The 20629-nt window shown below is 57.1% G+C and carries 25 protein-coding genes and 2 pseudogenes; 16 read left to right on the top strand and 11 right to left on the bottom strand.

Annotated elements, in window-relative coordinates; translation table 11 throughout:
* Positions 1 to 231: 231 nt before the first annotated feature.
* From GSF67_RS25820 to GSF67_RS25805, 4 genes are all read left to right on the top strand, one after another.
* Positions 232 to 639 carry a low affinity iron permease family protein gene (locus GSF67_RS25820; RefSeq protein ID WP_006315863.1) on the top strand — a complete coding sequence of 136 codons (408 nt, stop codon included), beginning with the start codon at positions 232 to 234 and terminating at the stop codon, positions 637 to 639.
* A gap of 375 nt (positions 640 to 1014) precedes the next feature.
* On the top strand, positions 1015 to 1515 hold the full coding sequence (locus GSF67_RS25815) for a ferritin-like domain-containing protein (RefSeq protein WP_035216531.1): 501 nt from the start codon (positions 1015 to 1017) through the stop codon (positions 1513 to 1515).
* Positions 1516 to 1589: 74 nt separating this feature from the next.
* Complete coding sequence (locus GSF67_RS25810; RefSeq protein WP_006315861.1) at positions 1590 to 2249, top strand: DUF6766 family protein; 660 nt, start codon at positions 1590 to 1592, stop codon at positions 2247 to 2249.
* A gap of 12 nt (positions 2250 to 2261) precedes the next feature.
* On the top strand, positions 2262 to 2888 hold the full coding sequence (locus GSF67_RS25805; RefSeq protein ID WP_006315860.1) for an isochorismatase family cysteine hydrolase: 627 nt from the start codon (positions 2262 to 2264) through the stop codon (positions 2886 to 2888).
* A gap of 179 nt (positions 2889 to 3067) precedes the next feature.
* Here the strand turns inward: GSF67_RS25805 and GSF67_RS25800 are convergent, their stop codons facing one another.
* Positions 3068 to 3298, bottom strand: coding sequence for a hypothetical protein (locus tag GSF67_RS25800; RefSeq protein ID WP_006315859.1), 231 nt, complete (start codon positions 3296 to 3298; stop codon positions 3068 to 3070).
* Between the two features lie 82 nt (positions 3299 to 3380).
* On the opposite strand from GSF67_RS25800, the gene GSF67_RS25795 reads away from it, so the two are divergent.
* On the top strand, positions 3381 to 3620 hold the full coding sequence (locus tag GSF67_RS25795) for a hypothetical protein (protein WP_006315858.1): 240 nt from the start codon (positions 3381 to 3383) through the stop codon (positions 3618 to 3620).
* Between the two features lie 225 nt (positions 3621 to 3845).
* A pseudogene (locus GSF67_RS25790) lies at positions 3846 to 3959 on the top strand (sigma factor-like helix-turn-helix DNA-binding protein); the annotation flags it as partial.
* Positions 3960 to 4046: 87 nt separating this feature from the next.
* On the opposite strand, the gene treZ reads toward GSF67_RS25790, so the two are convergent.
* The 6 genes from treZ to GSF67_RS26185 form a co-directional block, all read right to left on the bottom strand.
* Positions 4047 to 5831: a malto-oligosyltrehalose trehalohydrolase gene (gene treZ / locus GSF67_RS25785; RefSeq protein ID WP_006315856.1), complete on the bottom strand. Its 1785-nt coding sequence runs from the start codon at positions 5829 to 5831 to the stop codon at positions 4047 to 4049.
* A gap of 26 nt (positions 5832 to 5857) precedes the next feature.
* Positions 5858 to 7387, bottom strand: coding sequence for a glycogen synthase GlgA (gene glgA, locus GSF67_RS25780; RefSeq protein WP_006315855.1), 1530 nt, complete (start codon positions 7385 to 7387; stop codon positions 5858 to 5860).
* A gap of 520 nt (positions 7388 to 7907) precedes the next feature.
* Entirely contained in the window at positions 7908 to 8135 is a 228-nt protein-coding gene (locus GSF67_RS25775; RefSeq protein ID WP_006315854.1) for a hypothetical protein, read from the bottom strand.
* Between the two features lie 124 nt (positions 8136 to 8259).
* Positions 8260 to 9042, bottom strand: coding sequence for a Crp/Fnr family transcriptional regulator (locus tag GSF67_RS25770; RefSeq protein WP_006315853.1), 783 nt, complete (start codon positions 9040 to 9042; stop codon positions 8260 to 8262).
* 15 nt (positions 9043 to 9057) lie between these two features.
* Entirely contained in the window at positions 9058 to 9417 is a 360-nt protein-coding gene (locus GSF67_RS25765) for a hypothetical protein (RefSeq protein WP_006315852.1), read from the bottom strand.
* A gap of 440 nt (positions 9418 to 9857) precedes the next feature.
* Complete coding sequence (locus GSF67_RS26185; RefSeq protein ID WP_006315849.1) at positions 9858 to 10064, bottom strand: hypothetical protein; 207 nt, start codon at positions 10062 to 10064, stop codon at positions 9858 to 9860.
* A gap of 482 nt (positions 10065 to 10546) precedes the next feature.
* Here GSF67_RS26185 and GSF67_RS25755 point away from each other — a divergent pair, with 482 nt between their 5' ends.
* The gene (locus tag GSF67_RS25755) at positions 10547 to 11293 is read left to right on the top strand and encodes a Crp/Fnr family transcriptional regulator (RefSeq protein ID WP_006315848.1); all 747 of its coding nucleotides are present in this window, start codon (positions 10547 to 10549) and stop codon (positions 11291 to 11293) included.
* On the opposite strand, the gene GSF67_RS25750 is transcribed toward GSF67_RS25755, so the two are convergent.
* Positions 11276 to 11515, bottom strand: coding sequence for a hypothetical protein (locus GSF67_RS25750; protein WP_006315847.1), 240 nt, complete (start codon positions 11513 to 11515; stop codon positions 11276 to 11278). The two genes, GSF67_RS25755 and GSF67_RS25750, sit on opposite strands and share 18 nt — an antisense overlap.
* Positions 11516 to 11907: 392 nt before the next feature.
* Here GSF67_RS25750 and GSF67_RS25745 point away from each other — a divergent pair, with 392 nt between their 5' ends.
* The 3 genes from GSF67_RS25745 to GSF67_RS25735 are packed head-to-tail and all read left to right on the top strand — an operon-like array spanning position 11908 to position 12644.
* Positions 11908 to 12111, top strand: a complete 204-nt coding sequence (locus GSF67_RS25745; RefSeq protein WP_035216529.1) for a hypothetical protein — start codon at positions 11908 to 11910, stop codon at positions 12109 to 12111.
* A gap of 33 nt (positions 12112 to 12144) precedes the next feature.
* Complete coding sequence (locus GSF67_RS25740) at positions 12145 to 12357, top strand: hypothetical protein (RefSeq protein ID WP_083816028.1); 213 nt, start codon at positions 12145 to 12147, stop codon at positions 12355 to 12357.
* Positions 12354 to 12644: a DUF3175 domain-containing protein gene (locus GSF67_RS25735; protein WP_006315845.1), complete on the top strand. Its 291-nt coding sequence runs from the start codon at positions 12354 to 12356 to the stop codon at positions 12642 to 12644. The genes GSF67_RS25740 and GSF67_RS25735 overlap by 4 nt, the downstream gene beginning before the upstream one ends.
* Positions 12645 to 13041: 397 nt before the next feature.
* Here the strand turns inward: GSF67_RS25735 and GSF67_RS25730 are convergent.
* Both GSF67_RS25730 and GSF67_RS26180 read right to left on the bottom strand, forming a co-directional pair.
* Positions 13042 to 13506: pseudogene (locus GSF67_RS25730) on the bottom strand (MarR family winged helix-turn-helix transcriptional regulator).
* A 12-nt stretch (positions 13507 to 13518) separates the two neighbouring features.
* Entirely contained in the window at positions 13519 to 13734 is a 216-nt protein-coding gene (locus tag GSF67_RS26180; protein WP_230059971.1) for a hypothetical protein, read from the bottom strand.
* On the opposite strand from GSF67_RS26180, the gene GSF67_RS26350 reads away from it, so the two are divergent.
* Positions 13663 to 14001: a hypothetical protein gene (locus GSF67_RS26350; protein ID WP_083816027.1), complete on the top strand. Its 339-nt coding sequence runs from the start codon at positions 13663 to 13665 to the stop codon at positions 13999 to 14001. The two genes, GSF67_RS26180 and GSF67_RS26350, sit on opposite strands and share 72 nt — an antisense overlap.
* Before the next feature lie 30 nt (positions 14002 to 14031).
* On the opposite strand, the gene GSF67_RS25720 is transcribed toward GSF67_RS26350, so the two are convergent.
* Entirely contained in the window at positions 14032 to 15114 is a 1083-nt protein-coding gene (locus GSF67_RS25720) for an NAD/NADP octopine/nopaline dehydrogenase family protein (RefSeq protein WP_006315842.1), read from the bottom strand.
* A 387-nt stretch (positions 15115 to 15501) separates the two neighbouring features.
* Here GSF67_RS25720 and GSF67_RS25715 point away from each other — a divergent pair, with 387 nt between their 5' ends.
* From GSF67_RS25715 to GSF67_RS25695, 5 genes are all read left to right on the top strand, one after another.
* Entirely contained in the window at positions 15502 to 16482 is a 981-nt protein-coding gene (locus GSF67_RS25715) for a LysR family transcriptional regulator (protein ID WP_035216506.1), read from the top strand.
* Positions 16483 to 16536: 54 nt separating this feature from the next.
* On the top strand, positions 16537 to 17637 hold the full coding sequence (locus tag GSF67_RS25710; protein ID WP_006315840.1) for an extracellular solute-binding protein: 1101 nt from the start codon (positions 16537 to 16539) through the stop codon (positions 17635 to 17637).
* An 84-nt stretch (positions 17638 to 17721) separates the two neighbouring features.
* Complete coding sequence (locus tag GSF67_RS25705) at positions 17722 to 18705, top strand: ABC transporter permease (protein ID WP_006315839.1); 984 nt, start codon at positions 17722 to 17724, stop codon at positions 18703 to 18705.
* A 9-nt stretch (positions 18706 to 18714) separates the two neighbouring features.
* Positions 18715 to 19506: an ABC transporter permease gene (locus tag GSF67_RS25700; RefSeq protein WP_006315838.1), complete on the top strand. Its 792-nt coding sequence runs from the start codon at positions 18715 to 18717 to the stop codon at positions 19504 to 19506.
* A 3-nt stretch (positions 19507 to 19509) separates the two neighbouring features.
* Positions 19510 to 20580 (top strand): ABC transporter ATP-binding protein, encoded by a 1071-nt coding sequence (locus GSF67_RS25695; RefSeq protein WP_006315837.1) that lies wholly within the window; start codon positions 19510 to 19512, stop codon positions 20578 to 20580.
* The last annotated feature ends 49 nt before the right edge of the window (positions 20581 to 20629 follow it).

Here is a 20629-nt window from a genome sequence, read left to right as displayed (position 1 = left end):
TTCTAGACAGGGCAGGTAACGTCAGTCGGCGGCTGTGCTCTCTCCCCCGAACATTTGCGGTTATCGCCACCCGCATAATTGAAATTGGAAACTGCTCGCTTTCGCCTTTCCGCTAACCTCGGAACCAACGCATAGTTCCATTGTTAGAGGACCCAAGACGCGTCGTGCCCTGGCTAACTGTCCAGTCTTCTGGCGGTCAGGTCCCCGTTGTCAGCAGCGAGGTGCAGCGCCGTGAACAAGTTCTTTACGCTTTTTGCGAGCCGTACTGCCTCTTTTGCCGGCTCATCGACTGCTTTTGTCGTCGCGTTCGGCACCGTCATCGCCTGGGGCATAAGCGGGCCTTTCTTCGGGTTTTCTGAAGTCTGGCAGCTGGTAATCAACACTGGTACGACCATTGTGACATTTCTAATGATTTTCCTCGTACAGAACTCGCAGAACCGAGATTCTGCTGCAATGGAAGCAAAGCTGGACGAACTCTTGAGGGCTGTGGAGCAGGCTCGCGCGGATTTTATCGGAATCGAGCATCTCACGGCCCAAGAAATCGAGGATATCCGTTCTCGACTGGAAAAGGAGAACGGACACGAAGGCGAGAAGCCGTCGCCACATCATGCCATGGCGCGATTGCTTTCCCGGCGTTAGGTCGGACAGTTTCCCGGATAGCGGCGGCGGCAGCCATCTCCTGCCGCCACTCATAGCCGCAACGGACGGCGTATAAAAACGACAGATAGCCCGTTAGCCACGTCGCGCCGGGCGCGCGGGTACGGCAATAATCCGGCTGAGACGGCATTTTCCCTTCCACTAATTATTTTCGGAACTCTCCGCATTTCGGTTTGTTTGGAAAGCGCCCATGCTGTCCGAGACCGGTTTCAGCCTACTGGAGGAAACTCCGTAAGGGAGGCTCGCAAGCATGTTTCTAGTGGAGGAAAAACCAGATGAAGAAAACTGTTTTCGTTGCCTTGCTCCTCGGAGGGAGTGGGCTTTTGGCTTACCGCCACCAAGCAACAGGAGATTGAAATGGCTGAGAAGACATTGAAAGACCTTTTCCTCGACACGGTGAAGGACATTTATTTCGCCGAGCGGCAGATCCTGAAGGCGCTCCCAAAGATGGCGCGGGCTGCGCAGTCAGCGGATCTGAAGGCCGCCTTCGAAAAGCACAGGGACGAGACCGAGGTTCATGTGGAGCGTTTGCAGAATGTCTTTGAGTTGCTCGGCAAGCCGGCACGCGGCAGGACCTGTGAGGCGATCCAGGGCATTATCGCGGAAGGCGAGGAGATCATGGAGGAGTTCAAGGGGTCATCAGCGCTGGATGCCGGGCTGATTTCGTCAGCCCAGGCGGTAGAGCACTACGAGATCACCCGTTACGGCACTTTGAAGACCTGGGCGGTCGAACTGGGCATGAAAGAAGCAGCCAAGCTGTTCGAACAGACGCTGGGCGAAGAGAGCGCGACGGATACGGCTCTCTCATCGCTTGCTCAGGCAAGCGCCAACATCAAGGGAAAATCCAAAGCAGCGTGATCCGTTATACGGACGTGCCGCTGAAACCGGCGGCACGTCCGTTATGAAATATTTCTTTCATGCGAGGTTGAATCATGAGGCTGGTACGCGACAATGGATTGACGATTGTCCTTGTCCTGACTTCCCTGTTAACGATCGGAGGCATGCTTGCGACTGGCTGGGCTGTTTACAACAAGGAGCTTGTGCAGCATCACGCGACGCCGCTCACACTATTCTCTTACGCAAGAAGCGGCCATTTCCTTTCCGCACTGTTCGAAAACTGGGAGAGCGAATTTTTGCAAATGTCGGCGTATGTCATGCTGACCGCTTTTCTGTTTCAACGAGGCTCGTCCGAATCCAAAAACCCCGACGAGCCAGCGTCACAGGATGAAGACCCTGCGCAAAAAGCAGATGATCCCGAGGCGCCCTGGGCAGTGAGAGCAGGGGGATTTATCCGCGCCATCTATTCGTACTCTTTGGGGCTTGCCCTGTTCTTCCTTTTTGTTGTCAGTTTTGTCCTGCATCTGAAATACAGTGCCGACGCGGCTGCCCTGGAGACTGCCATGCACGGCAATCCCGAGACGACGCTGTTTTCGCATCTGGGAAGTACAGAGTTCTGGTTTGAATCGTTTCAGAACTGGCAATCGGAGTTTCTTTCGACCGCAGTTCTTGTGGTTCTTTCAATCTTCCTGCGCTTCCGTGGGTCACCGGAATCGAAACCCGTCGCCGCGCCTCACAGCGAGACCGGCGGATAGAGGGGGAGGGAATTGATCGAGTTTTCTGCGGAGGGGGACTGGCGGCACCTGTGCGTCGACATGCAGCGTGTCTTCGCTGAAGATACGCCGTGGCATGTCGAATGGATGGACCGCATCAGTGAAGAGGTAGAGGTTGTGGTTGACAGCGACCCCGCGCGATGCATCTTCACCTGTTTTGTGCCGCCGAGGTCTGTAGAGGAGGCCCGTGGGGCATGGCGAGCCTATTATGAAAAATGGCCGATGATGACACAGCAGGCCCTGGCTCCCGAACTCATCGAGGTCATCCCTTCTTTATCGCGCTACATCCCGCCCGCCCGCATCTTCCGCAAAAGCGTCTATTCACCGTGGCAACATGGAGGCCTTGGCGAAATCCTGCGGCAGGAGCAGGTTTCGACCGTGGTGATTACCGGCGGGGAAACAGATGTCTGCGTGCTCGCTACTGTTCTTGGGGCGATCGACCAGGGATTTTACGTCATTCTGGTCGAGGATGCACTTTGCAGCGGAAGGGACGCAACACATGATGCAGCCATGAAGCTGCTCTCGGGTCGTTTTTCAACGCAACTGCAGGTATGCGATACGGCAACGCTCCTTCGGGCGCTTCCACCGAAGAGAGGAGCTAGATTGCCCGAGATAAGTTAGGCCACCCGGGCCGCGACCCCAAAGGTAATCAAAATCATTGTGGGCAAGCGCACGGTACTTGAGGGTATCCTCAACACTGGCAGTGTTCTGACGGTCAAGACACGAAAGCGCGCCGAACCTCAATCCATCGAGCTTACAATCGACGACCTGGCGCCTAAGGTCAGGACTCCGGGACCGGGTTAACCCCTGAAATCGCCCTCGTTAGCGTCTCGCTCGTCGTAGTTCAAGTCCCAGTCTTTTTCGGGTTTTTTGGCTCCGGGTGGCAGCTTGTTGGCTGTTGCGTCGTCGGACCCGGTGATAACGCGCGGCTTTGCACTCACCACGCCGTTGTTATCAGAGGTTTTTTTGCCGCGCGCAAATTGCGGTTCGCTGTCCTTGTGAATCTGCTTCAGCTTTTCGTCCTTGTTCATCGTGTCCTCCTTGATCCTTTACTAACCGTTTTCCCGCGTCACTGTTCCCTCAAAGCCTTTATCGGGCTGGAACTGCCTTCAGATGCCGCAGTTAGACCGCCGGATGAATCCATTTATTCCGCGATCCCCAAGCGGTGATGAAGCGATGAATCAGCCAGACGAAGATATCAAGCCAGAACCCGGTACAGATGATGCCTTCTACCGGAACGGCCACGAAAGCTGCCAAGACAGGGAACAAAGGAGAAAAAACGCCGAACTTATGATTGATCAGAGGCCGCAGCGGCTGTCAGCTGGCGGCGCGGAAAACGCCGATCAATTGTAGGAACTAACGCTTGGAGCGGTTCAACTGTTCGAACACCGACGCGGGAGAGTTACTGATTTTGCGATTGTACGTTGGCGTACGGCAGCCAAGCGTCTCGCGAGACATTTTTCCATCGTGAAAGGATAGGAAAATGGCCAAGCACGCTGTGAGTGGAGTTTCCGGAAACACATTGAATGATACGCAGCTAGAGGTGTTGCGTATCGGTATTTCAGACCTGGCGCCGGCCTCGCCGGAGGGACGAGTTACTCCGATGCTGCGGCGATTTGCGGCTGCCGGGTTGGCACCATCAAAAGCCGGGTCAACAGGGCAAGGGAATCGCTACGGCGCAATCTTGACTAAAGCATTTCCGGTGAAAATCGGATCTGCGGAAATGACCTTTCTCTTTGTTGTTTTTACGCAGTCCGAACCCAATTTGCTGGACATGCGCTAGCGGCCTGCATAGATCGCAAATTGCGCCGCATAACCTTCGTATCGCGTGTTACTGATGCTGCCGTTCCGGTGAAGGATTTCTCCTTTCACCGCCGGCAGTTCGCACATGTTTTCCGAAAGGTTTGCCCGCATTTCCAGCTGTCCCGCTTTGAAATGCCAGTCGATTGCAAGACACCGAGGCTCGCAATCAAGGGAAATGCCTTTCTCGAAGTGTGAGCAGAGGAGAGGCCAGATGTGCCCGCGGCGTTTTGCAAGCAACGCGGCCATGTCTGCTCTTGACTGTTTCCCCTCGGTTGTTTCTGCATGGGTCCACTTCAGTGTAGAGAGCTGCATGGTGTGCTGATCATTCGGGTCCATTACCATCTGGGAAGCATCTGGCGGGAGTTCTCCCTGAAAACTTTCCGCCTGTTTAAGCCGGTTCCTTATTTCCTGTTCCCGGTTGTGGTCGGGGTGGTCGGAAAAGAAGAAGAACGGGTTGGCCGAGCCGTGCTCGTCCCCCATGAAGACCAGCGGCGTCTGCGGGCAAAGCAAGAGGATCGCCTCGAGCGTGCCGAAAAGCGGCGGCGGTATGAGGGCACGCAGCCTCTCACCGCGCAAACGGTTGCCGGCCTGATCGTGATTATGGAGAAAGTTCACAAATCGATGGGGCGGGAGATGCCCGCTCGGCTCGCCGCTGGCGGCAAAATTCCGAGAGGGCCGCGGTTCTCCCTGATAGACGAAGCCGGTCGCCAGCGAGCGGCGAAGATTTTCATAGGGCCGACTGGCGAAATCTTCGTAGATACCGCCCTCTTCGTTCGTGGTCGCCACGTGGATGACGTGGTGAAAATCGTCGTTCCACTGCGCATCGACCAAGATCGCCCCATCGGCCATGGGTGTCATTGGCGAGGCCGCGTTTCTCGCATCCTCTATGACCAGATGCACATGCCTGTTTCTTATTGTGCGCTTCACCTCCCGCGCCATCTCAATAAGGAAATCAACCTCTCCGTCGCCGCCAGCGAGATGATCTGCGGCATCGATCCGCAATCCGTCAAAGCGATAGGTCTCGAGCCAGTAGAATGCATTCTGAAGAAAGAACGACCGAACTTCGGCACGGTTGAAGTCCGGCGCGGGTCCCCACGGTGTCTCATGCTTCTTGAAAAATGCCGGCGCGTAGGCCTGAAGGGTATTTCCTGCGGGGCCGAAGTGATTGTAGACGACATCCAACAGCACCATGATGCCATGGCCATGGGCTTGATCAATGAAAGCCTTGAGCTCGTCTGGAGTGCCATAATCCCGCTGCGGTGAAAATTGCAGGACGCCGTCGTAACCCCAGCCGCGACTTCCAGCAAAGGTCGCAAGCGGCATAAGTTCGATGGTGGTAATGCCCACGTCTGCAAGATATTCAAGTTTCTCTGCCGCGGCGGCAAAGGTGCCCTCGGGTGTAAAAGTCCCGATATGGAGCTCATAGACGACTGCTTCGTGCCAAGGCCGGCCCTTCCAGTTCGGGTTTTTCCAGGCGAAATCATGGTTGACGATCAGGGAGGGGCCACGCGGGCCTTCCTGCTGCCGGTTGGAAGCGGGATCTGCAACCCTCGTCCTGTCGGCCAGCACGAAGCCATAGCGATCGCCGGGGAGGGCGGGTTTTGTGATGTCGTGCCAGCCATCACCAGCCGTGTGCATGTCGAATTCCGCATCGTTCAGCCACAGTTTCACTGTTGCCGAGGCGGGTGCCCAGATGCTGAAATCCGTGTCGCCGGATTGATGGCGCTGCGCACCCCATTTGCGATAATTCGCTGCATTCATCACCAGAGCCTCCTGTTGCCGGTGGCCTAACCTGTTGGTGATCCTGGGGTTCCCGCCAGCCGCCTATCAGCTCTTATCTTTGCAAAAGTCTCGGGTCTGATGTCGGCGACGGCATCCGTTTCGCGCGTGCTGTTGCCGACAAGGCTCTCGAAAAGCGCCATATATTGTGCGGCACTCTTGTCCCAGGAAAAATTGGCCTGCATGGCCTGCGTCTGAAGCCGTCGGAAAAGTTCCCGGTCGTTATAGGCGCTAATGGCACGCTCCAGCGCGGCGCGCAGATCGTGTTCATTCGCCGGCTCGAATTGAAAGCCTGTTGCTACGCCCGCTTCAATGGCCGCGTCGTTCGCGTCGATAATGGTTTCCGCCAGCCCGCCCGTGCGGCTGACGATGGGCAGCGCGCCATATCGCAGCGCGTAAAGCTGCGTCAGCCCGCAGGGTTCGAACCGTGACGGCTGGATGATGAAATCCGAGCCGGCCTGGATCATGTGCGCCAGCCGTTCGTCATAGCCGATATGGGCGCAGACCAGCTCCGGATAGCGCTTTGCCAGCGCCTGCAAGCTGTCTTCCAGTGCCGTATCTCCCTCTCCGTGGACGATCAGCCTACCTTTCCTTTCTATTATAAGGGGTACGACGTGAGGGAGGAGATCGATTCCCTTTTGCCAGGTCAGGCGACTGACCACGCCGAAGACAGGGCCCTGGGTAGGGGCTAGGCCAAGGGCCTGAAGCAAGGCATATTTGTTGAGGCTCCGTCTTGTCGCCGTGGCAGCCGCGAAATTTGCGAGAATGTACGGATCTGTTGCCGGATTCCAGACGTCGTGATCGACGCCGTTGACGATGCCGCGCAGGTTCTCGCGCCGCTTGGCAAGCACGCCCTGCATTCCCATTCCCATTTCCGGTGTGAGGATTTCTCTTGCGTAAGTGGGGCTTACCGTCGTCACGGCCGATGCGGTCGTCAGGCCACCCTTCAAAAACGACATGTCGCCATAATATTCGAGGCAATCCACGGTGCAGAGGTGGGGCGGCAATCCGAGCATACCCGCCCGCTCCAGTGGATATTGTCCCTGAAACGAAAGATTGTGAAGGGTAAGGACGGACGGCACCTGCGGCGTTGCCTCGGCGAGGTAGACGCAGGTTAAGGCGGCGTGCCAGTCATGCGCGTGAACGAGATCGGGCTTCCAGCCGTCAATCGCACCGACTGCGATTTCCGCTGCAACCTTGGAAAGGACCGCAAAGCGCAAATCGTTGTCGGAAAAAGGCTCGCCTTTTATGCCATAGGGATGGCCGTCCCTGTCGAACAGGTCCGACGCTTCCAGAAGCAGCAGTTGTTGACCGTCTGAGATAACGGGATAAACCGATACCGGCTGCTCAAGAACAGTTGCACTCAGACATGGCTCCTTTCCGCGGATAAGTGGCGTGAGCCTGTGGTACAAAGGCAGCAATGTACGAACATCCGCCCCCTGTCTCGCCAGCGCCTCCGGCAGAGCACCTGCCGCATCGGCCAATCCGCCGGTTTTGACGAATGGAAACATTTCGGCCGTCACGGCAAGAATCCGCATTTGGCGCCTCCAGGAACCGCATTGATCTTAGATTGCGAGGAGCCCGGAAACAGGTTGGTGACAACCAAGCCGCCTGCCGGGAACAGGCGGGCATTACCTGTCCTGCCGGTGCCCTTGATGGGTCGTGTTAATCTTTATGTTTGCCTGCCGGCCCGTCTGGGTCGAAGCTTTCTGTTCCTCGACAGATGAGGCGTCTTCCGTGCTCAGGCGGCCATTGTCACCGGGGCCCTGGTGGCTCCGGTTGTCTTCTGGAATAGGGAGAGTTCTCCGGGTCATTTGATAACCTCGTTCGGTATGAGTTCCTTGGAGCAACCCGAACCGTGCCTACGCAGGTTTGTTCCCGGTCCGCCGGCTGACTTTCATATCGTGATCGTGTCGTTTCAAGGATCGATCGACGATCGGAACACGGCAACGTTCTGCCCACCAGCATGGCGAGATGCAGGACTATCGGAAACCTGGGGTTATTCTGAATAGAACCGAGCTGAAACCGTGGCAGGCTGCCACGCGTCAGACCTGGACGTCAGCCGACACGCAATTTGGTTCGGAAGTAGAGAGCGGTCAATTGCTGGAGTTTCGACTGATCGACAACGCCGCGATCATACATTTTCAGGACATAGCGGGCGACCTCGGCAGGGCATAGAGCCGGATCGCGTTCTGCAGACACAACATTTTCGTAGGCTGCCTTAACGATATTGATGTCTTCGTTCAGAAAAATTCCCGCACTCAGGTATTCGTGATTGGTTTGCATTTCACATCCTTGAAACGCGCTCGGCGTTTCACAGCATGAGGGAAGATGCATTTATCTTATAGAGAAACGACCAAAGGTAAATGTCCGCGAGCGTACCAACGACAACTGAGAACGGCCGTCGGGCCTAGCGAACGTCCTCGCTCGCAACAGCAGTCAGGTCGGCAAGCGCGGAATCAGAGCTGTATTTGCGCATAAATCGGGCGAGCATTCGATTGTTTTCCTCCTCGGGCACGCCGTAGAGATCGCCGGCATAGGTCTCAAGCATCTCGCGGTTCTTGATCGTAATTCGTCCCCTTTCGGAGCGAATGAACCCAAGGCTTTCCAGCACGTGGAGAGCGTCCGTTACGCTTGCGCGCCTGACTGCCAGCATGGTGGACAGGAACTCGTGGGTCAGTTGCAACTGATTGCTTTCTACCCGGTCGTGGCACATGAGGAGCCAGCGGGCGAGGCGCTCCGTTACGGACTGGGTGGCATTCGAAGATGCCGTGAATTGTATCTGTGTTCTTGAGACGTGCAGGGCGCAGACGAGAATGTCGAGGAATACCCGATGTTTTGAAACAAGCGCGTCAAACGACCTGATATCCATGAAAAGTGCTTCGCCCGGAGCTTGCATGACGATCTCGGTCAGGTTCGTTTGCGCGCCTGCTACGGCTCCCGCTGGCACGAACCCCTCTTTGCCGACAACTCCCGCCTCGGTCTTGCGTCCCGATTTGGTGACGACAACGACGGAAGCTATGCCGGATGACAGGAAGAAAACACCCTCGATGGCCCGGCCGGCGGGTATCAGCACGTCGCCCAGTGCGAGGTTGATAGACCTGCACGCGTCTCCAACCTCAACCCGGACGTCATCGGGTAAATGAGAAAGCAGAATATTCGCTTCGCCATGGCTATCGGGTTGGTTCAGCATGACACGTGCCTCGCTTTAATGTCTGATGCCTCCTCCTTGCGCCATCAAGGCGGAAACAATGTTTTCAATGTCTTCCGAACGCCTAGAGAGGACAAAAGGTCCCGGTTCGCTATCGATGACCGCGTCGGGCACGAAAAAAAGATAGGGAATGGCTTCGCTATCCAACTGCTCGGTGAGGCGCAGAAGGACGTTCGCCTCGTAACGGACGTCGATAATCGCGGCGGTAAATTTCAGAGCGTCTTCACTCTCTATAAAGCTGGCGGAATACGGTCCCTCAAGACCAATCCGGGCGTGAAACCAGGCCATCCTGATTTCCGGCGTCACGGTATCAGTCATGCCAATGATTGCGATGGTGAGGCGTTTGACAGTCTGCATGCTTTACTCCTCGCATACCACCGCATGCGTGTGCCTATCTGCCTACCATAACGCCTGAGCAGGATGATTTCAGCCGCCGCGTAGTCTGAATTTATCAAATAAGCGCGAGAGGGGCGCGCGGCGTCGGGCATCTCGTCCCGGTGGTGCAAACCTCTTGCCATGGCTTTCCTCTCCGCCGTCACGGGTTCGGGGGCGGAACAATTGCGGATGGCCGTGGTTAGGACGCCGTGCGCCCATGAGGAGGTATCCGATGCGGGCGAAAGACAATGAAATGGCTGATGCGCCACGGGAAAGCATCAGGCCTGAGCAGGATTTTCCTGGAAGACCATGATGGTCTACGCGCTCGTGATATTTGCACTGGCGGTCGCCATTTCGCTCTATTTTTGATAGCGACGCATCCCGGCCGCGCCGCGTGAGGCGGGACCGGGCCGCCATTTCGCCTAGGCTTTGCCCGCCGTCAGATCGAGACCGCCAGTCGACGATGGAAAGCTGATTTCTCCACTCCTGTGTCGCAGGGGAATATCCACCTGATAGGGCACCGCCACCATTACCTGGAGCGACCGGGACACCCGGTTGGGCGCTACGGTATCGGTCGGGGTTATATGGGTGGTTTGAGCGAAGCGTCTCGTCTCTTCGATCGGCAGCATATCGCTCTCCAGCAGCTTTGCTGCCGCGAGCGCCAGATGTTGGCTGGGATAAACGCCTCTTATGACATCAGAGATGACGACGGCCCATCCTTTTCATGCGCCATGATCTGGTATTCGATGTTCTTTTTCATGATGTTCAAGCCTCCCTGTTTGGTAGCCTCTAACCACGAATTGAAAAGCTTGTTCCAGATATTGAAGGCGGATACGGCGGATTGGTTTCGCTAAGTCGTCCCGGCAAAAATTTCGCCTATTCGGCCGTCGCCCCCCGGATTGGTCGGTCAGGCGCACATACCCAATGGCCCGATTGCGATGTATGATGCTGCTTAGAAAATGGGCCAAAATTTGGAATTTCGGCCATTCCCCGATGCAGCAAGGGACCCTCCTGCAAATTCGTACGGAAACGTACTCACTGTTTCCATGCGATTTTCCGCCGTTAATATGACCGCCGCATATTGTTGTTTTCGAGCAAGGGGCGAACCGCTATGCTTGGATCAGATTTTTTTGTTTGTAACCTGCTATTGAAAACCCTTGGCATGGAAGGGCTGTCGCGGCTCGCGTCCCGGATGGAGCACGTCGATCTGCCGGCGGGGTATCAGCTCGTTGCGGCTGGCACGCCTGTTTCCCATCTCTGTTTCATCGAAACCGGTCTGGCATCCACCGTCGTTCATGACGATAGCGGTAAAAGCATAGAAACCGTGCTCGTCGGCCGGGAGGGGATCACCGGCTGGCCCACTCTTCTGGGCGCGGAAACCACGCCGGATGAAACCGTCATGTGTGTCAGCGGTCGTGGTTTTCTGATCCCCGCCGTCGAACTGCGACAGGAGATGGAGAACGACGCGCGGCTGCGGGAGCTTTTGCTGGGCTATATCAATATCTGTCTGCTTCAGGTCGGCCAGCTTGTGCTGGCAAATGGGCAGTACAGTCTGCGCGAAAGGCTCGCGCGCTGGCTGCTGATGTGTCATGACCGGCTCGATACCGATGATCTGCCGATCACCCATGAGTTCCTCTCCACGGTTCTTGGCGTGCGGCGGCCGGGCATCACCAACGAGCTGCATGTTCTCGAAGGCATTCATGCCATCCGTGCCAGCCGAGGAAACGTCCGGATCGTCAATCGAAGCATATTGGAAGACGTCGCCGACACGACCTACGGCGTCCCGGAAAAAGAATATGAAAAACTGATAACTCGTATGCGGACGGACGTTGCAACGCCATCAGTCATTTCTGCCTAGCGCGTCGGCGAAGCGGACGACTTTCAATACTTCCTGCTGTTTATTCCGGATGATGATGCATCCTTCCGAGATGTCGCGCCCTTGCAGGACTGCCTCGCTCATCAGCGCCCGGGCATCTTGGAGCGCCTCCTCGATCGCCCGGTCGAGCGACGGCAGATCGCTGCCTTCCGGATCATCGAGGATGTTTTTGCCGCTGATCACGGTGAAGAAAAATCTTGGCATGTTGGTTCCTCAGGAAAGACATGGTCGCCGTAGGCGCACCGCGGCTTGTCCTCAGCCGAAGTGTCGCAAATATTGGGCTTGTTTCTCAAGCCGGGTAGCAAGTTCGGAAATGCTCATATTTGTCGCGCATAAATGGATAGCGCATTCCAGGAATTGCAGGGACGAGCGCCTGAGAAAGTCCTGCTACTGCTCATAAGCTATTCTGGAGATGCGATCGGATTTGCCGGATTTGTCCGTCATCGTCATGTTCCCTCGGATTGAATTTTCTCTCGCGCCTAACCGGGGCAACGCGAAATTGTTTCGAAAAAAGTTCCCCTGTTGTGTCGCGGTCTTTGCGGAACATCGTCGCCGCAAAGAGGTTGGGTGGGTTCGCAACCCAACCGGAGGCAATGATGACCAATAATTCTCCACGAGATGGGGCTCCCGGCACCACCGACCAATCACCCCGCTGGGAGGGGCCGAAGGAAACCCGCCCCAGAGGCTACATGAAGCCCGCCGACGATCCCGAGCACGATCGGGATGCTGTTGGGGAGAACCTTAAAGACCCGCGTAAGAAGCGTGTTTCCGACGCGATGAAAACGCGCGACGACCAGTAAGCGGCGGCTCGTCTGCTGCGACAGGAGGAAGACATGTCCCCTTCAACAAAAACACCGGCCAGCATCCGTCAGGGCGGGCCGGGCGCATCGCATGAAAACGCGAAGGCACCCTTGGAAATCAAGAAACCCGCCGCAGATAACGACAAGCGTTCGAAGAGCAGGGTTTCCGGAGGAGGTGGTGAGCGCGGCAGTCACCACACCCATGACCCAGAACAAAATCATGAGCGGCGTGGAGAAAACCAATGAAAAAGGCGAAAAAGAAAAAGAGATGGTCGCAGAAGGTGACCAAGGAAAGCGACGCGCTCGATCTTGAAAAAGAGGTGTTCACAAAAAACGATGCCTCGGAGATTGCACGTTCGCTGAAAGCCTCGGCAGAGCAATCTGACAGGCGCAAGACCAACCCTTTCCGGTCTGCGATGTCGATGCTGGTGTTTTACATCAACCGCGCCGGTCGGACCCTATCGGACGACCGCAAAGAAGTACTGGAAGATGCGAAGGGGGAGCTTCGCAAGGAATTTGGCAAGCGGCACTAGGACTGATCTTGCGCATTAATCGTCATCATTGCTCGCTCTGCACCGTTGAGCGAAAAATTGCTCCTCACGAAATATTAAATATCGGAACTCCTCTTGCCCTGCATGGTTGGTCTAGTGCGTGCGAATCGACCATGATCGGCAAACTAAATCTGCTCATCTTCAGCCGAGATGAACCTGCTGGTAAAATCGACAGAAAGTTTGCACAGAACCCCCCATCATGAAGAAAGAGAAATCTGGGCCCCTCCGCGCGGAGCCTTTTCTACCTTTGATGCGTCCCAGTCGTGTCGGCGCGAAAGTAGGCAGATCCCACTTGCGGAAAAGCTAACTGAACTGCTTCAAGTTGGAGGTAGGCAATTAGGCTTTCTCCTGCATCGACCGTAAACGCTTCGAACCTATTTCAATAGCTTGGTGAAAAAATCCAGCGGGTCAGAGGTTCAGATCCTATCAAGAGCTTCTTTCTACTATCCGGAAGTCCCTTTTTGCCCACAGAGTGACACGTCAACTTCCCCCCCGTCACGGCGTCTGCAAAGCGACGCAGAAGGCGGACGAGCTCCTTGACCTCGTCTTCGTCCCAATCCGCGAAAATCTCGCGAGCCATCTTGTCCCGAGCGTTATCAACCTTGCCGGTCATGGTCTTGCCTTGGGCTGTGATGGCTGCCTCGCGGATGCGGTGGTCGGCGGCGCTTTCCTAACGTGTGACAAGGCCGAATTCCTCCAGCTTCGAGACCTGCCGGCTGACGGTGGTGTAGTCGCGCCCGACGCGGTCAGCGAGATCAACGATACCGATCGGCCCCAGGCGCTCGATCATGACCAGCAGCGGAAACAACGCGCGGTTCAGCGCGATCCCCACCTCCCGGACCATATGTTCATCACGCTACGGCGGCCGGTTCATCGCACTGACGATCTCCAGCAGCGCGCCGTGCAAATCGCGTAATGACGCGGAATCGAGTGTATTTTGCACATTTTTTCTTGGCGGCATTGGTAATTTCCACGTCGGCATTGGTCTCTTGAGGGGAAGGTGCAGTTCGTTGCTGCCTGCCTCGAACCGGGAGCGATCATCTCTGAGGTTGCGCGTGATGCTGGGGTTCACGTTAGCCAGCTCTTCGTTGGCGCAAAGAGCTCTGCAGGATCGAGAAGCCGAACATCGAGACGGCAACACCTTGGTGCCGGTGATCGTTGCCTAAACCGCGCTGGCCGTCCCTGCTGTACAACCGGGACTGCCCCGACATCCCATTCTCGTCGGAAGCGAAGCGATGTAACGATCGAACTTGGACGTGGCCGCAGTATCCGCGTTGATAGCGACATCGATACCGAAGCGCTTGCACGTATTCTCGACTGCGTGATGGGGCTCAGATGATCCCGCTTCCTGCTGGGGTGAGGGCGCTACTTACGCCGGCGAAAATCCGTTTTCGCAAAGATCCCGCAGCTCCCCCGGAGCGAGATGATCAAGCGAAAGCTCCGGCAGCAGGTCATTGTCAGCTTCCAGGTTGCGCGCGACCGACGCGGTGAAGATGCGAATACCGGCTTCATGGAGGATGGCAGGACGGTTGACGATGCGGCCAAGAAGGACCGTCGGTAAAAGACCGAAGGGCACATCCTCGAAGATGTAGCGGCTGTCGATGGAGGAAGGTCCCATCCCGCCTCGTCCCTCGCGATGCATCTGCTGGTTCATTTCCGACACAGAGGCGAGGGGTACATGAAAGGAGAGAGAAAAGTGCTCTCGGACCGTCTTCACCCCAAGGCCAAAGCTCTCCGCGATTGACAGTCGCTCGGCGTCGAGCGCTTCGATCAACTGTCCGACTGCCGGGGTCACATGCTCACCCTGTCCCCAGCTCTCTGCCTTTTCCATCCGTGTCAGATTGAGCAATGCGATCCCGAGGTGATTTTGCGGATTAAGGTTTGAGAGCGCGATAGCGAGCAAACCGTCGCGCTCGACGAAACGATCACCGAAGAGTTCAGTGCACAGGCTATGGCCCTCATGAGCTGCAGACTTCGGCAAGGTGGCAAAGTCCACCTTCTGACGAATGGTGTTCACAACGACGCTGTGCCCGTCCGGCTGACGGCGCGCCGTCAGAAGCGTCGTCCCCCAGGCGATGATCGGCAAATGGAGCTGTCGCTCGGCGAGCCGCTTCGACAGATAAAGCGCTCCAAAGGAGCTATGGGAACTGATGATGACAGGCAGGCCCGATCGTAGATGCGGCAGCGCTGCATCGATGGCCGCGCGATGCCCGTTGGCTGGCATGGCAATGATGACGGCATCCGCATCCGAAATGGCGGCCTCACAGCTTGCTGCGACCTCAACGGGGCCGACGAAGTCCAAAGCCCCCGTGGCGGTGAGCGGTTCGCCTTGCGACAATGGCTTGCCGCTGCGGCCGGAGGGTGACCACAGCGACGGGCTATGTCCCGCTTCGGCGAGAAAAGCCGCCACGCCGTAGGCAATCGATCCCGCACCGAGAATGGCTATCCGCATGTCATCTATCCTTTCGGTTGTAGGAGTGGGCATGGCCCCACCCTCTGGTCACTACCCTTCGCGCAACTCACAAACCGGTTCTGAACTTTGCCTGCCGATCGTTGCGCAAATGCATCATCTTGTCTCGACTGCCACAGCCGCTTGCTCGGGTGCTCTGCCTGTTTAATTCGCGCGTCCCTGCCTAACCCCTCAGCAGATATGACTGCTTCGAGTAAAAGCGTCTGCTGCATTAGCAAAAGCCAAGGCTAGAAGCTTAGTTTTCTGCACAGTTCGAAGTCAGCGAGCCATATTTTTCATCTTCTGCTCGTCGAACGAAAAATTCTCTTTTGTCACTAGCAGACATCATGCGTTTAATGCACATTAAATTTGTCATAATGCAAAGGATGCATGATAGCGATGGAGATACGCGAGTTAGAGGCGTTTCTGGCGGTGATGTCCGCAGGCAGCATTACCGGTGCTGCGCGCCTCCTTGACCGTTCGCAATCTCAGGTGACGCGCCTCATTCAGGATCTCGAGACATCGCTTGGATTTCCGCTGTTCGATCGCAATGGCCCGCGTATTACGCCGAGTGACAAGGGGGTGGCTTTCCACGCCGAAGCGGAGCGTTTCATCAGCGGCATCGAGCATCTGCGCAACCGTGCCCAACGCATCAGTCTCAAGGAGCCTGAGCCGGTCGAGATCGCGGCGACCCCCGCTTTTGCAACCGGAATGGTGCCGCTCGCGCTTGCGGAGTTACCCGAAGCCCTTCTGCCGCACACGGTTTTTTTAAGAAGCATGCCGGCCGAGGCTGCGGTCCAGGCGGTGCTAGGCCGTACCGCTGATTTCTGCGTGACGTCGCTTCCGGCCGAGCAACCGGGTCTCGAGGCGCATGGTTATTTCCAGGGCCGCTGTGTGGCGGTCTTGTCCGTCAACGATCCGCTGGCCGCCAAGGATGTCGTTTCTATTAGCGACCTTGCCGACCAGACGATCATTACGCTTGCAAACCCATTCCGGTTGCGTCGTCGCGTTGACAAGGCGCTGCAGGAGGCAAATGTCCGTGCACGGCGGATCATCGCCACGAGTGCGGCGATGAGTGCGGTACAGGTCGCGTCGACCGGTATGGGAATTGCGATCGTTGAACCGGCTACCGCTTACGGTCCCTTGACCGCGGGCGTGACTGTCCGACCGCTCGACGTCGACATTCCGTTTCTCTGGGGAATTTTCTCGGCAACAGCGCGCCCGCTGTCGGCCACCGCCCAGGAGCTGATCCAGCTGATTATCCGTGTCGCCTCGGCACGCATGCCCGATTTCACCGCTCACGATCCCCGCACGTCAGGACGTCTTGCGGATGTCACCTATGGGGGAACCGTCGAAGGAGACGTTCCCTAAATCATAATGTCTCTGCCTCATCGACGCCATCAAAAAACAACAAAGGAGAGTGCCATGAAAGAGTTTAATGCGACCCGCCGTTCCACCCTTAAACTGCTCGCCGCCGGCTCCGGCATCCTTGCGGCGCCCAGCCTGATGCGCTCCGCCCACGCGCAAGGCAAGGTCGTAAACATCACGACATATGACAAGTTCGTGCCGCAGTCTTTCATCGATCAGTTTCAAAAGGACACGGGGATCGAGATCCGCATCCGTCTGACAGACGACCAGGGCAAGCAATACAACATCCTGACGGCCGAAGGCGCCACACCATCGACCGATATCGTGACGGTAACCGGCCACCGGCTCTCCCAGTTCATCGGTTCCAACCTCCTCACGCCGCTTGACACCGGCCGACTGAAGAATTGGGACAAGTTGGCTGCAGCCTACAAAGGCGCGCCGCAGCTTACCATCAACGGCTCCACCTACGGCGTTCCGCTTTTGGCGGGCTTTGAAGGTCTGGCCCGCAATACGGAGTACACCAAGCCTTCCGACAGCTGGGGCACGATGTTCGACGATGAATACAAGGGTCTGACGTCCTACATCATTTCGGACTTCCTTTCGCTGACCATGCTCTATCAAGGCAATGACGGCGATTATGTCACCTACGAGGGCAAGGAAGCCGTTGCCCAGGACGCCACCAACAAGGCGCGCGACTTCCTGATCAGGCAAAAGGACAAGGTCCGCAAATACTATGATGCGGGCTCCGAGGTTCAGCAGATGTTCCTGAACGAGGACATCTACGTCGCGCAAGCCTGGTCCGGCCCGACAGCCAAGCTGATCATGGACGGCCACCCCATCGAGCTGTCGGTTCCGAAGGAAGGCACCTACGGGTTCCTCTACTCCTTCAACGTGGTGAAGAACGGTCCGAATGCGGATGCTGCCTATGCCTTCCTCGACGCTATCCTCGCCTCACCGGAAATCGGGGCTGCCATGGTTCGGCAGTCGGGCTTTGCCTCAGCCTTTGATGGCGTTGAAAAGCTGCTGAACGATCGCGAACGGGCCGCCATGGCCCTTCCACAGGACCAGATGGAGCGCATCAAGTTCTTCAGCTCGGTCAACCGGGCCATGAAGAACGCGGTGATCGACAAGGCAGCTGCCGAAATCAAGGCTGCCTGAGTTACCGTTGCGATGCGACGCGAACCCGACCGGTACCGGGTTCGCAGACCCCAATAAAAAGCTTGTCCAGAGCTGGGAACGATCATGGTGAACACGACAATGACTGAACTGCGAGAGGAAAGCGCGCCAGCCCCGGCGCATTATTCCGGATGGATTGGCAAGGTGACAGGCTCAACCCTTTACCGAACCACCATAGGCCGGCTGGCGGACAGTCGGCATGCGCGCCTCGCACTCCTTGCCGGGATACCCGTGATATGGCTTTTCGTCCTGCATGTCGGGCCGATCCTGCAAATGGCCAATATCAGTTTCACGGACAACTATCCGCCTCAACCGAACGAGGCCACGCGCTATACGCTCGCCAACTATGCCCTGTTCTTCTCGGATTCGATTTACGTGCTGCCCTTCATACGCAGCCTCGTATTTGCAGCCGTCGTTACCGTGTCGACTCTAGTGATCGTTTATCCGGTTGCCTATTACGTGGCGAAGGTGCTCCAGCCGAAGCAGCGTATGCGCGCGCTGCTGCTCCTGCTCATCCCGTTCTGGGCCGGAGAACTGATCCGTACCTTCTCGGTCATCATGCTGCTGGCCAATCGGGGAGCCGTCAACGTTCTGTTGCGCGAGATCGGCGTCATCGATCGGCCTATCCCGATGCTCTACACGTCCTTCTCGCTGAGCTTCGGCGTTATCTACCTCTTGGCGCTCTACATGCTGCTCCCACTCTATTCAGCCATAGAAAAGATCCCGGTACAGCTGGTGCATGCCGCTGCGGATCTTGGCGCAAGCCCTTTCCAACGCTTCCGCCGCGTTATCCTGCCGCTGTCGAAAGACGGTATCGTGTCCGGCTGCAGCCTGGTTTACCTCACGGCCGTCGGTGTCTTCGCGGCTCCTCTGCTGCTTGGTGGCCCGAACGCCGTCATCTTTCCGGAGGTGATCGCGACGCTCTTCCACTCCTCCAACGACAAATGGCCGGAGGGCGCTGCCTTCGCCATGCTGATGCTCGCCGTATCGCTGACAACGGTTGGTCTCTTCATGCGCGTCGTTGGCGGTCGCTCTGTCCGGCTGATGTAGGAGATGACGATGCGGTCCCCCTTAAACGACCTTCCGAAAACGGCACTTGGTGCCTGTTATGCCATTTTCGTTATCTATCTGCTTTTGCCGCTGGCCCTGATGATGGCGATGAGCTTCAAGGACGCAAACTTCATCGCCTTTCCGATCAGTAACTGGACCCTGGACTGGTACGGCAAAGTGCTGCAGGACAAGCAGTTCATCGAAGCTTCGGTGTATTCGGCGGGCATTGCGCTTGCCACCACGATCGGAGCGACCGTCATCGGTGTGTGGATTGCCCTGCTGATTTCAACTGAAGGCATCCGCGGCAAGGCCATTCTCTTTGCGCTCGCCTGCCTGCCTGCCGTCGTTCCCGGCCTGATCAACGCCATCTCGATGCGGATATTCATCCGGATGGTCGATATCCCCACGGGCACCTTCGCCATCATTCTGTCCCACACCGTACACGCGGTGCCGTTTGTCGTGATCATGGTGCTGACGCGCCTGCGTTCCATGCCTGCCAATCTCGTCGATGCTGCAAGAGACCTCGGGGCGGACGCATTTGTCGCCTTCATGCGCGTCACGGTCCCCTACATCCTGCCGGCGCTGATTGGTGGCATGATCTTCTGCGTTCTGACCAGTATCGACGATTTCGTGCGCACCTTCTTCCTGGGCGGATACAAGCCGACGCTACCGATGCTCATCTTCGCCAAAGTCCAGGGTGGCATGTCACCCGAGATCAATGCGATGGCGACCATCGTTCTCATCGTCACCGCCGCCATCGGCCTTTATGCCGAGCACTTCACCCGCCGTTCGAGGAGCTGAGTTATGCAGCCGGTTGTTCATTTTAAAAACGTCAACAAGTCTTACGGCGCTTCCCTTGCTGTCGACGATCTGGACCTGGCGGTCGCGCCGGGCCAATTCGTTACCCTGCTTGGCCCCTCCGGTTGCGGCAAATCCACGACACTGAGAATGCTGGGCGGGTTCGAAACGCCGTCCTCCGGCGAGATTTACCTTGACGGGCAGCCGATCTCGCATCTGCCGCCCAACAGGCGAAACGTCAATATCGTCTTTCAGGACTATGCCCTGTTTCCGCACCTGTCAGTCCAGCGCAACATTGCTTTCGGACTTGAACTGAAGGGGCTGGATTCGGCGTCCATCCACCGCCGGGTCATGGAACTCCTCGGTCTCGTCAAGCTGCAGGATTTTGCCGGACGCATGCCTGAACAATTGTCGGGTGGTCAGCGCCAGCGCGTCGCCCTCATGCGGGCGCTGGCGCCGGACCCGAATGTCTTGTTGCTCGACGAGCCGCTATCGGCACTCGACGCCAAGCTGCGTCATGAGATGCAGATCGAGTTGAAGTCGATCCAGCAGACGACCGGCAAAACCTTCATCTTCGTCACCCATGACCAGGAAGAGGCGCTGACCATGTCTGACGTCGTGGTGGTGATGAACAAGGGGCGGATCGAGCAGATGGGAGCGCCTGACGATCTCTATGCACGCCCCCGCAGCCGCTTCGTCGCCGACTTTATTGGTCAGAGCAACTTTCTCGATGGCCGTTTGGTGTCTGCCGAGAGCGGGGTCGCTACGGTCGACTGGCAGGGTAGTTTGATCCGGGCGGATCTTAACGGCCACCATCACGCCATTGGCAGCCACGTCACGATTGCGCTGCGTCCGGAGGCTCTGTTCTGTCTGCCCGAGCAGCCGAGTGATCGTTTTGCCCTCAAGGGCCAGATCGAGCGGCGTGTGTTCAAGGGCGCGCACACGACGTTGACTGTCCGTCTGGATAACGGCGCCCTCCTGTCGGCCCAGCTCGATCCGGTGGCGCTCTCGAATCTCGAAGGCGAGACGGTCTGGGTGGGTTGGCGCGATCGCGATGCCGTGGTGCTCGCCGATTAATCCTCGTGCCCTTCGGTGCCGATGGGCAACACTATATTTCAGGAGATCA

The organism is Agrobacterium sp. CGMCC 11546 (assembly GCF_013365515.1).
Lineage (GTDB): Bacteria > Pseudomonadota > Alphaproteobacteria > Rhizobiales > Rhizobiaceae > Agrobacterium > Agrobacterium fabrum.
The sequence above is the reverse complement of the archived record's forward strand: the minus strand, read 5'-3'. Positions and strand labels throughout refer to the sequence as shown.

Coding starts and splice junctions, on each gene's coding strand:
- GSF67_RS25770 (WP_006315853.1), bottom strand. CDS start 9,042: ATGCTGAACCAACCCGATAGCCATGGCGAAGCGAATATTCTGCTTTCT.
- GSF67_RS25735 (WP_006315845.1), top strand. CDS start 12,354: ATGAAAAAGGCGAAAAAGAAAAAGAGATGGTCGCAGAAGGTGACCAAG.
- GSF67_RS25715 (WP_035216506.1), top strand. CDS start 15,502: ATGATAGCGATGGAGATACGCGAGTTAGAGGCGTTTCTGGCGGTGATG.
- GSF67_RS25765 (WP_006315852.1), bottom strand. CDS start 9,417: ATGCAGACTGTCAAACGCCTCACCATCGCAATCATTGGCATGACTGAT.
- GSF67_RS26185 (WP_006315849.1), bottom strand. CDS start 10,064: ATGCTGCCGATCGAAGAGACGAGACGCTTCGCTCAAACCACCCATATA.
- GSF67_RS25700 (WP_006315838.1), top strand. CDS start 18,715: ATGCGGTCCCCCTTAAACGACCTTCCGAAAACGGCACTTGGTGCCTGT.
- GSF67_RS25745 (WP_035216529.1), top strand. CDS start 11,908: ATGACCAATAATTCTCCACGAGATGGGGCTCCCGGCACCACCGACCAA.
- GSF67_RS25810 (WP_006315861.1), top strand. CDS start 1,590: ATGAGGCTGGTACGCGACAATGGATTGACGATTGTCCTTGTCCTGACT.
- GSF67_RS25800 (WP_006315859.1), bottom strand. CDS start 3,298: ATGAACAAGGACGAAAAGCTGAAGCAGATTCACAAGGACAGCGAACCG.
- GSF67_RS25740 (WP_083816028.1), top strand. CDS start 12,145: ATGTCCCCTTCAACAAAAACACCGGCCAGCATCCGTCAGGGCGGGCCG.
- glgA (WP_006315855.1), bottom strand. CDS start 7,387: ATGCGGATTCTTGCCGTGACGGCCGAAATGTTTCCATTCGTCAAAACC.
- GSF67_RS25755 (WP_006315848.1), top strand. CDS start 10,547: ATGCTTGGATCAGATTTTTTTGTTTGTAACCTGCTATTGAAAACCCTT.
- GSF67_RS25710 (WP_006315840.1), top strand. CDS start 16,537: ATGAAAGAGTTTAATGCGACCCGCCGTTCCACCCTTAAACTGCTCGCC.
- GSF67_RS25795 (WP_006315858.1), top strand. CDS start 3,381: ATGCCGCAGTTAGACCGCCGGATGAATCCATTTATTCCGCGATCCCCA.
- GSF67_RS25705 (WP_006315839.1), top strand. CDS start 17,722: ATGGTGAACACGACAATGACTGAACTGCGAGAGGAAAGCGCGCCAGCC.
- GSF67_RS25775 (WP_006315854.1), bottom strand. CDS start 8,135: ATGCAAACCAATCACGAATACCTGAGTGCGGGAATTTTTCTGAACGAA.
- GSF67_RS25750 (WP_006315847.1), bottom strand. CDS start 11,515: ATGCCAAGATTTTTCTTCACCGTGATCAGCGGCAAAAACATCCTCGAT.
- GSF67_RS25815 (WP_035216531.1), top strand. CDS start 1,015: ATGGCTGAGAAGACATTGAAAGACCTTTTCCTCGACACGGTGAAGGAC.
- GSF67_RS25720 (WP_006315842.1), bottom strand. CDS start 15,114: ATGCGGATAGCCATTCTCGGTGCGGGATCGATTGCCTACGGCGTGGCG.
- GSF67_RS25695 (WP_006315837.1), top strand. CDS start 19,510: ATGCAGCCGGTTGTTCATTTTAAAAACGTCAACAAGTCTTACGGCGCT.
- treZ (WP_006315856.1), bottom strand. CDS start 5,831: ATGAATGCAGCGAATTATCGCAAATGGGGTGCGCAGCGCCATCAATCC.